This window comes from Novipirellula methanifontis, assembly GCF_052161655.1.
GTDB lineage: Bacteria > Planctomycetota > Planctomycetia > Pirellulales > Pirellulaceae > Novipirellula.
Map to the genome: position 1 here is coordinate 4224898 of NZ_CP197418.1, position 13337 is coordinate 4238234.

The 13337-nt window shown below is 52.7% G+C and carries 13 protein-coding genes and 1 pseudogene; all 14 read right to left on the reverse strand.

Annotation, left to right across the window (positions count from 1 at the left end):
- Positions 1 to 1220: 1220 nt before the first annotated feature.
- Positions 1221 to 2396, reverse strand: a complete 1176-nt coding sequence (locus SH528x_RS14810) for a PP2C family protein-serine/threonine phosphatase (protein ID WP_442511292.1) — start codon at positions 2394 to 2396, stop codon at positions 1221 to 1223.
- 875 nt (positions 2397 to 3271) lie between these two features.
- The gene (locus SH528x_RS14815; protein ID WP_442511293.1) at positions 3272 to 4072 is read right to left on the reverse strand and encodes a hypothetical protein; all 801 of its coding nucleotides are present in this window, start codon (positions 4070 to 4072) and stop codon (positions 3272 to 3274) included.
- 281 nt (positions 4073 to 4353) lie between these two features.
- Positions 4354 to 4491, reverse strand: coding sequence for a hypothetical protein (locus SH528x_RS14820; protein WP_442511294.1), 138 nt, complete (start codon positions 4489 to 4491; stop codon positions 4354 to 4356).
- A 110-nt stretch (positions 4492 to 4601) separates the two neighbouring features.
- Positions 4602 to 5171 (reverse strand): hypothetical protein, encoded by a 570-nt coding sequence (locus SH528x_RS14825; RefSeq protein ID WP_442511295.1) that lies wholly within the window; start codon positions 5169 to 5171, stop codon positions 4602 to 4604.
- Positions 5172 to 5407: 236 nt separating this feature from the next.
- Entirely contained in the window at positions 5408 to 5578 is a 171-nt protein-coding gene (locus tag SH528x_RS14830; protein ID WP_442511296.1) for a hypothetical protein, read from the reverse strand.
- Between the two features lie 563 nt (positions 5579 to 6141).
- Entirely contained in the window at positions 6142 to 6594 is a 453-nt protein-coding gene (locus tag SH528x_RS14835; protein WP_442511297.1) for a hypothetical protein, read from the reverse strand.
- Positions 6595 to 6641: 47 nt separating this feature from the next.
- Positions 6642 to 7277, reverse strand: coding sequence for a hypothetical protein (locus tag SH528x_RS14840; protein WP_442511298.1), 636 nt, complete (start codon positions 7275 to 7277; stop codon positions 6642 to 6644).
- Between the two features lie 519 nt (positions 7278 to 7796).
- Entirely contained in the window at positions 7797 to 8219 is a 423-nt protein-coding gene (locus SH528x_RS14845) for a hypothetical protein (RefSeq protein ID WP_442511299.1), read from the reverse strand.
- Between the two features lie 106 nt (positions 8220 to 8325).
- The gene (locus tag SH528x_RS14850) at positions 8326 to 8853 is read right to left on the reverse strand and encodes a hypothetical protein (protein ID WP_442511300.1); all 528 of its coding nucleotides are present in this window, start codon (positions 8851 to 8853) and stop codon (positions 8326 to 8328) included.
- A 1458-nt stretch (positions 8854 to 10311) separates the two neighbouring features.
- Complete coding sequence (locus SH528x_RS14855) at positions 10312 to 11079, reverse strand: hypothetical protein (protein ID WP_442511301.1); 768 nt, start codon at positions 11077 to 11079, stop codon at positions 10312 to 10314.
- Between the two features lie 151 nt (positions 11080 to 11230).
- Positions 11231 to 11698, reverse strand: coding sequence for a hypothetical protein (locus SH528x_RS14860; protein ID WP_442511302.1), 468 nt, complete (start codon positions 11696 to 11698; stop codon positions 11231 to 11233).
- 107 nt (positions 11699 to 11805) lie between these two features.
- Complete coding sequence (locus tag SH528x_RS14865) at positions 11806 to 12216, reverse strand: hypothetical protein (RefSeq protein WP_442511303.1); 411 nt, start codon at positions 12214 to 12216, stop codon at positions 11806 to 11808.
- A 113-nt stretch (positions 12217 to 12329) separates the two neighbouring features.
- Positions 12330 to 12704, reverse strand: a complete 375-nt coding sequence (locus tag SH528x_RS14870; RefSeq protein WP_442512253.1) for a hypothetical protein — start codon at positions 12702 to 12704, stop codon at positions 12330 to 12332.
- 99 nt (positions 12705 to 12803) lie between these two features.
- Positions 12804 to 12947: pseudogene (locus tag SH528x_RS14875) on the reverse strand (type II secretion system protein); the annotation flags it as partial.
- Between the last annotated feature and the right edge of the window lie 390 nt (positions 12948 to 13337).

Sequence of the window (13337 nt, forward strand, 5' to 3'; positions counted from 1 at the left end):
ACGCCTTTGACGCATTAAAAAAATGTGTCTGAACTCTTTTATCGGTATCGGGACTAGTTTCTTGGGGCTCCCATGGGGGTGGAGCGTGGATTCGAGGTCGAGGCGACGTGCGATCGATTCTACTCAAGTTCACTGTCCCAGCGGGGGGCTAGGCGGATCGACCATCAGACTTGATCGAGTTCCTTGTCGTCGAGTGCTTCGTTGACTCGCCTATGCCAATTCGGCGAGCGCGGGATCGGCCATTGTGACAGTAACCTTGGCAGAGGTTCACTGGTTTGGGACCAGCGATACAGTGACCGCCAATCTTCTGTCTTCTCAACCAGTCTTGCTCGTTTCGCATTTCGTTCATCGTAGCGACACAGGAATAGGAAGTGATCACTGTCCAGAACAGGAAAACTCTAGAAGCGAGCTTGTTACACATGTCCTTCTTCCGCAGTGTGATAGTGGGCGTGGTAACGGATAGTGTGTGTGAGCGTGACCCACCGCAAGAAATCGCTCATCCCTCCTTGCTCACTGGGTTGCCGCACTAGATGCCAATGATGGGCATCAACTGGTTAGCCGACATTGCCAGTTGATGTAGGGTGGGGCAAACAAAACCATGTGTCTGGTGGGGCGGCGTTCGCGATTGAACTTTGAATCAAAATCAGTTGTTGAGTGGAGTTTGTCGGTTTTGCGACGACCCACCAGTCACCTCGCGAACTTGACCCACCCTACATTTATTCAGCCCTCGTTAGAATCATAAGAAATACATTGCACTTGCTCCGACGTCCGTAGATGCAGCGTCAAGGGGATTCGGATAAAACGGGCGTCACGGGGTTTGTCAAAAATCCGAGGGCAGGGATCTTTAGCAAGATTCACTACGAGAGACTCGCGAATGAATGGTCCGACGTCGGGGGACGTGCGATCTATCACTGACGGATTTGTTGGGCGAATCGAAACCCTGATTTCCTGGCTCCCCTCCCCCCTGTGAATTCGGATTGGGTTTGGTTCCGATCGCCAAGCGTTTCTCTCCGAATTTGTGGGGAGAGGGGAGCCAATGGAGACGTGTTTAGACTCGATCCAGATCAGCGTCCAGATCCTCAAAAAATAAATCGCACATCCCGGCATCATCTGGTAGACCACGATTCGGCAGGAAATGATCTGCAGTCCCTCGGACAAGATTTTTTCGAATGCCTCATCGTCGTCAGCTTTGTGAAAGATGGCATGCCTGCATCCGAGAATCAAGCATCCTGCACTCGCTGAATCACGACCAGCGTGATGTCGTCTTGTTGCCGGCCGGTTCCGAGATGGTTGGACACAGAGTCTTTTATTCGATCACGAATGACGTCCACATCCTCCGACGAGGCCAGCAATTGATGAATCGGTTCGACGCCGAATGCATTGCCTTGGAGATTTTCTGCTTCAGAAACCCCTGAAGTGAAGACTGCGATACGGTCACCACACTGGAGGTGCAACTTGGTCTCCGCGTAATCCATCCCCTCATCGATCCCAAGCGGCAAACCGGATTCATCGTCCAGAGACACGTCTTCCTTGGCATCGCCGTCGACTCGGTGGACAAGCGGTGATTGATGCCCGGCATTGATGACAGAAACATCACCGCTGCGTCGTGACATCACGATGACCAAGAGAGTGGCGAAACCTTCGAAGTTTGATCGACACAGGCGATCGTTCAGAAGTTCTATCGCATTTCCCAGATCTGGCTCCTGCCCGAGACAGGATCGGATGAGGGCACGAAGAACAATCTTTTTCGTCGCAGCGACAAGCCCATTCCCAATGAAATCGGCAATAATCAAGGTCAGCCTATCTTCAGAGAGTGGAATTAAATCCAGCAGGTTGCCCGTCGTTATTCCGCATGGGCTGATCCACTGGCTGAACCGAAACCCTTCGATCTTAGGTTTCTGCTGAGCAACGCAATGTTCGTCGAGCAGGACAGCCAATTTCGAATGGCTATCGAATCGCGGGTCCATGGCCCCGATCACCACCTCGACGAAGCTTGCGATAGTGAGTAAGAATTCCAGATCGCTTGCGGTGAACACGTCTTCCTTCGGCGCGGCGTCCACTTGAATCACACCAATGGGTCTCCCGTCTCTATTGAACATCGGGGCATAGAGCACTGATTGAATGGGTCTCTCGGCGAAAGGGGATCGCATCCCGGGACGATCATCGGGCGGTGTATCCAATGACAACAATGGCGCGCCAGAATCCAAGACCTTACGGACCAGATCCAGGCTGATTGAGGGGCGAATCAACTGGTTGCCTTGGGCTCGCACCCTCGCACATTGCTCCGATGGTTCACCGGAATCATCAACAAGTGTGACCACCACACGCTCGGCTGTCGGAAAGCAATCCAAGAGTAGCGGTAAGAGCTGATCGGACCATTCCGGTTCTGTTCGCATTGATTCACTCCCGAGACAAAGTTAGAAGGCGGCTCCATATCAACCCATTTGTTTGCTGGGAGCACATCGAAGCGATTCGGGGCTGGCGCATACGTTGAGGGATCAAATCGCAGGCCGGCTAATCGTTTCGGTTGGGTTTAAAAAAAAGGTGTCAACTAAAAAAAGGAACAAAAAAGGTGGCAGGAATTTTTGCTCAGTATCGGGACTTGTTTCTTAGTTCTTCCGCGGGAGCAGGGCTTGGATTCGAGGTCGAGGCAACGTGCGATCGATTCTACCAAAGTTGACTGTCCTAGGGGGGCTCGGTGAATCGACCATAGCACCATTGTCGCATCGCGAACGAAACGTGCGAGTTCAACCGGACCATCGAGCGGATCGGTCAGCGGCTTACAAAGGCCGCGGCTCCACCTATGGGAATGGTCTGCGATGTGATGTTTTGAACGCGGACGGTGAGCGTGACTCACCGCAAGAAATTGCTCATCCCTCCGTGCTCACTGGGTTGTACCACCAGGTGCCAAGGCTTGGTAGTCAATAGGTAGGCCAAGATGCGGCAGGGATAGGTCTGCAGTCCCTTGGACAAGATGTTTTCGAATGCCTCATCGTTGTCAGCTTTGTTAAAGATGGTCCAGCGGCGAATTGCCTCGATTCAAGGTATGGTAAATCGCCTCTTGCTCGTCCGCACGTTTAGGTCTAAGCATTTCACCAGCCTAACGGTCGCCTCAGAGCCGGAAAAGAGTCCTGACCCCGTTTCTTCTTGACCCCGTTTCTTCTGCTGAAACTTGCGCATTGCAATAGTTCCTCCATGAGATCAAGGCCCGCGAAAGCATCGCAGGAAATTCGCTTTGTGTCAGCGTCAGTTTGAGTGGCGAATATGTGCCTCAAAGTGGCTGCAGGTTGCTTGTGAGATACGCCCTCAGTGACTCTGGATCAGGATGCCCAAATCTCATAAATTCCGGCGCGTTCTCACGATAAAATATTGAGCCCAGTCCTGGGAAACAACCGGACATGATCACGTAACGAAGATCTTCGTTGAAGTGGGTGACTTCGCCATCATTGAAGAACTCCGCATCCACCATGTCGCACGGGAGCGTGAATCCTTTGTTTTCGTTGTTCGACGCGCAGCTGCCGAGAGGAAGGAACCGAGCCGATTCATCCGGCGTTTTACAACACCGATTGAGGTAGTCGATGGTGTCAAAGCCGTCCAGCTCAGTCGACTTCATCTTCTTGTACCACTCGACGTACTGCGCATGATTTTCCAGCCCCCATTTCTGACACCTGCTTAATGGAAGATAGATTGCCTGCGGATTCATTCCCAGATTCCGAAGGTCGTGATCGGGATCCCTGCCCTGCGTTTCAGTTTGCGTGAAGTTCACGGAGTGGATATGCGAGTACCAAATCCGCGCCAGCCCAGGCAGTGGCCCGTAATGCATCTCAACCGCTGAAATCTCCTCAGCAGCTTCTTCCGGAGTCGTGGTGACAAAAGCATCGTCCGGCTCCGCAAACGCGTAGCTCAGCTCGATAAGTCTCTCATAGATGGTGCGAAGGTTGTCTCTCGCGCGGCGGACGGTCTCCTGCGCGACCTCAACGGCTTCCGGGTCGTCCGCTGGCCGGCGTTCATCGACGATCAGTCGCCAGACTTGCTCGCAATCACCAGACCTAAATCGATCGAGGAGTGTCATCAACTAGTTGCCACATATCGTTGGGGTTCAGCGAGTCGGCACGGAAGTCGTTGTGGTGGCCAAATTGCTCAAGCTGCCGAATTCGGCGCCCCCATGGTTCCCCGGTTTGCTGTAGTGGGATATCGCTATTCACCACGGTTGAGGGTTGAGGTACACCCAATCATAACGAGCGCAACGACCGCCGGCAAATCCGTTTGTAGCCGCAAAAACAAAGAAGAAATTTGTTGGCAGAATGATGTGAGGCAAAATGATAAATCAGCGCGCGCCAATTATTCTGCCACCTAATCATTCTGCCATTCGATCAACCACGTAAGCATTTGCGACAGCGATTTGACGGTTGCCTCAACAGGGAACGCTGGGAAACTAGCGCCGTTTCCATCACGCATGAAGACCGTTTGAATCGCCGACACGATTGCCATCTAGTCATCATCTCCAGTCGGAGAACGGCGGTGATTACGCGGTCGCCGGAGAACGCTCTCCATTGGCAAACTACACGATCAGCGGCTAGGAGTTCATCGCTTTGTTCTGCCTATTCGTTGACCGGCATGATCGCGCGAAGCTTGCCCCATGGGAGTTGGAGATCGATCGCCCCATTTTGGATGTAAGCGTGATGTTCCAGCACGGTCCACTCGCCGTAGCCATACGGATGATCGAGCCCGTTCCTCTCTATATAGGGATCGATTGTCTGTGACCACCATATTGCTATGTCATCCGTCTCAGTGGGAAATGTAAGTACCGATGGCTTTGGTTCAGGAAACATCATTCTCCAGGGCCTGTTTGCAACCTGCAAATAGTAGTCGGCCAATAATCGGTGGCCAAAAGACTCCTGCCACAACGGCGCCGCTGCATTTATGCAATCCCTATCGATCCGTAACCCTGGCGGAAGGCTGTGTGTCGAACGCCATTGAGTCATCCAACTCGGATCAAACGGAGCGTGAACGCGTACGGCACGGTATCCTGCATCCATCGATGCATAGTGGTGTTTTGCGGCAAGTCGCTTCGCATCACGTCGCATTGTCCAAAAACCCAATCCAATCGCAATCATCGCTATTGCGATCAACATCGTGCGAAGTCGAAATGTTGGCTTGACGAAATGCATGCGTATCCTTGATGGCAGAACGACGGTCGCTCCGGGCCACTAGAACGGTGTCTCTCGGATGTTAGGATACGCTTTGTGTTCACGGTTTGCCACAGATTTTTTCTTGAGGCGTCACAATCTTTGATCCCTGTCCGATTGCGCATAGTCCGATGGATCACCGAGCGTTCTCAGAACCGCCTTTTTCATTGATACAAGACGCCGCCGACGCATCCGGCTCCCCGTCGTCACCTCTCACCTCAGATCAGTTCGCATTCTTCAATCGCGATCAAGTCCACACCACGAGCACTCGGATTCGCGGAAATTCGCGTGATTCGTGGCGAATAATGCACCCAAACGGTTGCCCGCGAATCACGCCAATCATCGCGAATGAGTGCCGCAGGACAGATCTTGCAAAGGTACCAATGCATCGCGACCAACAACTCGAATTAGTCGCGGTAGCGGCGGCAGCATGTAACCCGACGCGTAAGTTTTGAAGTTGCACTATTGTCGTTTTTTCCAGCAAATCATAACCCGAAGCGTCAGCGAGGGACCGCGTCAAGATCGAGATTCCCTCGCTGACGCTTCGGGTTGTGAAATACTCGCAACGTCAAAACACGTAAGCGTGAGGTTTCGGGCACGTCGACACCACCGTAGCCGTGATAGCGGCGACAGCGATCGACGCACTGTCCAACCGACGACGCGAATTGACGACCACGAGCCCAATAAAACGCTACGTTCTCTGATGACCAATTACAGGCAAAAACATGTTGGCAAAAATAGGAAGGCAGAGAAAAAGGGGGGCACTGGCTGCTCCGTATTTCCAATCTTCCTGTCTTGTGTCCACTCTTCCCCAACATGTGCGATCACAACGTATCAGCCTGAACCGGGCCCCCGGCAATCACTCCCAACTCCTCACTCCCGCTTGTCTTCAAGACCTTGCCAGTCCGCACGTTCACGGCATGGTTCGTCGGCTTCTGGTTCTCCTGGTCCGCTAGTTATCAAAAGACGACGGTCTTTCAACGGCAATCGGGAATGCCTCCTTGTATCCTAGTGGTTGAATGAACGGACCATTCCGGATTTGACCGGAGTAAACACCGAATCCGTCATGGTTAAGCCGAAGATCCGAGTGCCAAGTTTTGCCACTTGCCGAATCAGCCCATGAGAAGTTGACTCTGTATGCATCAGCTTCGGACGAGTAGCGAACGTCTTTCACTGTGGTAGTAATCGGTCCGAGCGTCGTGCTCTTCTCGAATTGACGGGCAACTTCCTTGGGAGATAGCGGCTGCTGCGATGTTAGCTCTTGCTTCAACTGCGTGACCTGGCGACTCATGATTATGGTATTCATTGTGAGCGCGCCGATCGCAATCCAGAGCAACAGCGTACCGATTGAAAATCGAAATCTCCGGGGCACCGGAGTTTGTGAGGTGTTAGTCTCGGCGCTCATACGCTAAATCCTACGTGTATGCCACGGTTGTAGCAGAACGGCGGGGGTCACCGGGGACGGACAAACGATTTTACCATTTCAAGCAAACTCGCAAGCCGGCCTCCGGTGCAGAACTTGGTGCTCCGCTCTTCAGATCTTGCGGCACGATGCTGATCAATGAACGCGCGAGTCTGTCTCTGTTCAGCGAGGATTTCGTTAATTCTTTTATCATAGCCTTCTGAATCGAATACTTCCAGGTAGCCCAACGTGCGACGCACATAAGGCAACAACTCAGAGAACTCGGATCCGCGTTCTTGAATGTAATTTCCCACGGAGGACTGAATGTCATTACTCAGTTTGAATAGTCGGCGTTCAAGTTCGTTCACTTCCTCGTGCGGGATGGATTCATGGCTGATTAGGTACCGTTCAATCTCTTTCGCCAAATCAGGGAATCCTAGTTCGGTAAGTTGTTGAGGGTACCTTTCCCGACAATCAAGTCCAAGCAGCCCGTGAATTCCACCTCCTCCGAGAAACCCAGTGGTGGTGTGAACGTTGTGTACGAGGATGAATTCTCGCGGGATGCCTTCCGAGGGAGATGTTAGAGTTTCGTAACTGTATCGATCGTCAAATGCGACGGAAAAGCAATCCGCAAGTCGAGACGGACCGAGGGTTGCTGCAATTGTGTCAAAACTTGGAAAAGACATTTGGAGATCGTTGTCGACGAACGTTGGGGTTCAGCGAGTCGGCACGGAAGTCGTTGTGGTGGCCAAATTGCTCAAGCTGCCGAATTCGGCGCGCCCCATGGTTCCCCGGTTTGCTGTAGTGGGATGTCGCTATTCACGACGGTTGACGTTGATCCAATCATACCGAGCGCATCGACCGCCGGCAAATCCGTTTGTAGCCGCAAAAACAAAGAAGAATTTGTTGGCAGAATGATGTGAGGCAAAAGGAAATATCAGCGCGCGCCAATTATTCTGCCACCTAATTATTCTGCCATTCGATCAACCACGTACGCATTTGCGACAGCGATTTGACGCTTGCCTTAACACGGAACGCTGGAAAACTAGCGCCGGTTTCATCACGCATGAAGGCTGTTTGAATCACCGACACGATTGGCATCAAGCCATCATCGCCAGTCGGATAACGGGACCGATCACCGGGCCGCGGTGAACGACTTTGATTCCAGAAACCGCTCGGCCCACGGCTCCGCGTGCAACGGATTTTTATCCGCACGCATCGTTGGCCCAGTGAGCCCATGAAGCCAGCTTTAAGTCTTGGGGCTCCGATCGTTTCAATGCCAAGATAGCAGATGCCGCGAGCTCAGAAAGCCACCGAGGCGGATCGCCAATATCGGCGTGATCAGCAAGTGCAGCCAGTAAGTCCATCCATCGAAGCAGTGTCTTGTCCGGCAGCTGATCCGTTGCAAAGCTTCGCAGATTATCGATAATATCGTAGGCAACTGACGGATCAATGTTCTGGAGTTTCCGGAAGTCGTAAAATGTATCCACGGTAAATGTTTCGCAGCAGATAAATGACTCAATCCATTCACCAGTCCGAGCCTTGAAGTAATCAAGAAGCGTTTCGGCAGAGGGATCGCGCACAAATGCGATCAGCTCGTGATTACCGGCTTGAAAAACAGTTGGCATTGTTCAGTCGGATAACGACCAAGGTCACCGGGCTGCGGCCAGCGACATGGAATTCAGATTCAGCACCGGACCGCAGCTCTGTGTGCAGTACGCCTTGTTATGCCGCCTATGGGGACCACAACGAGTTGATTGAGAGTGGTTGAATGCTAATCGCGTGGCCGATATTCAACCACGCTTGCTTGACTTCAATCTCCTGGGAAGCAGCCGATTTGGCGCTGGCTCTCTGCGCGTCATTCATTTCGGACATCAACGAAGCTGGATTGCGAAGGCGAAACTGTGCGCGGTGCTTACCCTCCCACCGATCGTAGTCTTTGGGACTAACAGGGTATTCAACAAGTACCCACGACGGTCCTTGCTGTCGGATGACGCGATAAATAGTCAGGTATGAGGTCCACGAAACGCGTGCCTGCGACGGCTCCTGGACACCATCATCAGAGTCGAGTGGGGATGGATCATGCCCTGAGGTGTAGTGCGGGGCTCGGCCCCGAAGGAACTGGACGACGTAACTGTCACCCGACTGCAGGAATTGGTCAGTATTGGCCACTTTCTCAGTTGGAGATTTCCCGTGGGCCAGCATCACTGTAGTTGCTGCACTCACAAGCAGCAGCAGTGGCACGTAAGTTCGAACTCTCATCCTGATATCCTGTGGCAGAACGTTGGTGTTCACTAGGCACGGCGAATTGGTTGCACATTGCTAAACGCCAGATGCCGTGCTCGAGTGCAACCCTTGGTTACCCGCCGCTTAAATATCCAAGTTGGTATTGGAACATATCAAACGGGCCAACCGCATTTAACGCAACGAGCGTCTTCGTCGATTGTAACGTCCGCGCCGCAGGTCGAGCAATAAGCCATGCTAGCGAGAGTCGTTATCCGCTCCGACCTGGAGACGTATTGCCGCGTTGGATTTAACGCTTCAGTTGCGTCAGCGCGATCGGTTTTGTGAACGCGAATCCCGAGTTTTCAGAGCAGCTTGGAACCGCCTAAAAAGACGACTGTCGAGGCAATAATAAATGGGCCAAGAATTACAACTAGGGGGTAGCGTCCTGGGCGTTCAAGCGTTGAAATCAGCCAAATGGTTCCAGCAAACCCGGCGATGGGAATCAGTAGCGAAACGATCAGGAGCAAGCGACCGGGCAGCGTGTAAGAATGTGGATCTAGGTGCAACATGCAGATCGGAGCAAACGAGTATGGATTTCAGTCGGATAACGTCCGCGGTTAACCGAGTTCCGGCGTTTGACGCTGAGACGGCCTAGTCAAAGGCAGGCCGAAACTTCGGTTCAACCGATGGTTCCTCGTTTTCTTCGCATCGGGTCGCACAGGACCCTCCCAGACAATCGATCCCAGTCTACCACACCCCAATCAGTACGGTCTATCGAGAAGCGATTTTACACCGTTTCGACAGCGCAACATTGGCGTTCATTCGCGGGATTCGCGGGAAAACCGTAGCGCGTCTCTGCTGCCCGCGAATCACCCGAATGAACGGCGCTTTCGAGCCGCGGTAGCGGCGGCCGCACTTAGCCCCACGCGTGAGCGTGGGGTCTCGGACAACTCGACCCCACAAAGCCGCGTTAGCGGCGACAGCGATCGATGCCAATACCGAGTGGACGACACGGAGAATTTCCTGAGTCCAACCCCGGCCCCCGGTGCAAGCGGATTGCGGATTGCGAGATTGCATTAGAGCATAAAGCCGGTTGCTGATCGAACACTGGCGATAAAAGATTTCTTGGTAGGAACATGGAGGTAAGAAGATAGGACACTCAATGATCGCCGGCATATCCGTTTGTGGCCGCAAAAACAAAGAAGAAATTTGTTGGCAGAATGATGGGGGGCAGAATGATTAACCAGCGCGCGCCAATCATTCTGCCACCGAACCATTCTGCCATTCGATCGAGCACGCAAGCATTTGCGACAGCGAGTTGACGTTTGCCTCAACAAGGAACGCTGGAAAACTAGCGCCGGTTCCATCACGTATGAAGACCGTTTGAATCGCCGACACGATTGCCATCCAGTCATCATCGCTAGTCGGGAAACGTCAGTGGTCACCGAGTCCAGACGGTTGATCATCCATTTCAAACGCACCTACGGGCGAACTTCATAAATCGTCATCCGTTAGCTGAGTGTCATTTTCTCGGAGCCTGCGTTCTTGTGATGGACTGAGTGACTTCAGTATGCCCCGTTTAATGAAGTTTCTTGTGGAAGACTGTTCTAAGGCGTCCATCGTCTCTATAACCGATAACTCGTCCTCGAAAACGTCAATGGAGACGTTTTTTCTTTGTACGCTTTTGAGCGTTGTCAACCGCTCGTCGTGTCGGAGATGTAGCCACTCTGCTGCTTGCTCCGGGTGCCGCTCTGTTTCAGAAGGGATTCCATCATCAAGAGTGAACGAACTATTCGACGTTTCGAGCAACTTCGATCCGTCAATCACCGAGGCGATCGTAATTGTCGATACTTCATTGTACAGACATCGAGTATAGAGACAAATCCCGATGCGGTCGCCACTTGGGAAGCGGAACAACGATCGGGCTCCTTCCGCGTCGCCCAACAGATCGACCCGAGCGACCTGAGCCGATACGTATCCGAGGCTTTCCAAGTCAGTCCCTGATGCGGAGAGTGCGTCCTGAGCGGAGTGTGACAGTTCGCAAAGGTTGACGGGCTCCGGGGGAAGTAGACTTTGCGCCATGTGCAACGGTTCAGGAAAACCAAACTTCATGAGCGTCCCGCTGAGAAAACTCCACGGTCCGGTGGCAAGCGCGAGTATCTCCGACCAAGTGGCCGCAGCGACGGCCGTACGATAGTACGTTGGTTGTGCCTTTAGCGGTGATACCGATTGGTAGGGATTAATTTTTGGATCAATCGTCAAGCGTGAAATCCCAGCCTCTCCGCGGGAACTCAAAACATTCCGAACGGTACGGGGAACGTCGCCGATCACGGGGCGGCGACAAGAAATTCTCAATTGTTAAAAACGCGACGTCGCCGCTCCCGTGCATCGGAATGGTTCTACTTGCGTCGCCCTATTTACCCAGGTCATCACTATACTCTCTCCATAGGTTTGGGTTCTCCGTCTCAAAGCCTTCAAAGAGAAAGTCCAGCCAATCTTTTGCCTCTGGGGGAGCAGTGCTCAGGATCACTGCTCCATAGATTGCGAAACCGTTGGGGGCATTTGGAGGACGGTATGGCAATCCGACCACGAACGGCACCCAATCAGGGTTTGCCGTGGCAGCGCGCATCATGATAGCCGCGCATTTGCTGCCATCGGTGAAAGTCACCGTGCCATGATGAACTAACGAGGCATGTTCGGCGTTATTGGTATTAGATTCAAAAAGCTCCAGAAGCATGGACGTGCCCTCGGAGCATATGAACTCCGGCTTTTGATCGTGCAATTCGCAGAGCGTCACGCCAAGTTGCTTTCCCTGTAGCGTGTTGGTCAGTTCGCGTGCCGCGAGCATACCTGCATACAGTAGTGGTGTGCGCATTGTCATTGGTAGAACGTCAGAATTCACGGGGCGACCGGTGTTGAGCAAGCACCGCAAGAACGACCAGGTCGGTCGCTCCCGTGCAATTCCAATGTTATCGGTTTTTGTTTGCACTATCGGGTGAGTTCGTTCTCGTCGACGTAATCTCGAATAAAGGATGGGAACACAATCGCGACAGGCGCGGGTGCCGATACAATTGCAGTGAGGCGGGAACGAAAGGCACGCCGTCGAACGGACCAATCAGACAAATCGCACCAACGTATGTAGAGCGGCGAGTGAAAGAACGCAAACGGAAAAACAGGGACCATCATAAAGCCGTCGTCGATGATCGCGAAATTTAGACATGAAGAGTAATCGACTCCATTGATAGTCCCGCTGCAATATCGATGTGTCGGGCGAACGGAGACATCGGTCGCGTAGATTCCGGCCAAGTGATTCCAACCGCTGATGCGAGAAATTACAAACAGTATTCCCGCGAAAAATACTGGGAACACTGGCAATGCGATCAGAGGAAGCAGATTCATCAAAAAGCTTTCGAGTCCGATAACGTCCGCCGTAACCGGGTCGCGTCGAAAAAGTTTACCATGGTCAAAACGTTTGACACGCGACTCCGGTTCACGGGATTGTTGTCCGCGAATTAGTGTGGCGGCAATCCAGCACCAGCACGGGTGAAGTTGTAGCCGGATGTCGCCCAGTCTTCGATTACCTTCGATTCGATAACCTCAATGTGGCCATCGAGAAACAAGTAGTTTGCTGTACTTCCAATATGGCGACCTCTAGCAATGTAAGAATCGACAATCGGAAGGACAAGGTTCGCGTCAATATTCGCCTGTGTGAACCAGGTGTTGGGATTCATGTCAGGCGGAGAATCCGGGGCCTCTACGAGCGGAGCGCCATTGTGCTCAAAGAACTGCATCGTTGAGTGCGTGGAGTTGTAAACACGAGGATCGTTGTAGTCCAAGATATTACGGAAGTACCCGAGTGAATCAGGTGAATCCGGGCAAATGTTCACGGGGGGGCGAGAGCCAAAATGGAATTGTCGTAAGTTGCTCGCGCATTCCGTTCTCCGTGCTGATGCTCGTGCGGATTGCACGGCCGGCATGAGTAAAGCGATGCAAATCGAGATGATCGTGAACACGACAAGTAGTTCAAAGAGCGTGACGCCGTGACGGGATTGGCTAGTGTTCAAGGCGTTCGTGTGAATTTCAGTCGGATAACGACCGCGATAACCGAGTCGCGGCGAATGATCTTCCATTGTCAAAAACGATGACTCCGCGACTTCGGTTCATCGCATGGTTCAAGTAAGCCGCTATCGCGGCGGGGGTACTTTCTCATGGTCGAGGATTTGCATTCGCATCGAGTCGACAAGCGAATTATTCTAGGCATTATAGCGGGTTCTGTAGCACAGCATGGACACCCAAGTCTGGATCACCCGAGGGGCAGGCTCACTGCAATTCCAATGGACTTTGTTCTGGAATTCGGCGGCCCCTGCAAACGGGCACCCCCAACCGCGTTGAACTGCTAGCTGTGCTACTAGCTGTGCTACTGAGTTCAACACCAGACGAACCACTAATTTCCTTGGAAATACTTGAACTTCGACCCGGCTTCGAGCGAAAATGATCGTTCGTAGCTCCGCAGAAAGTCT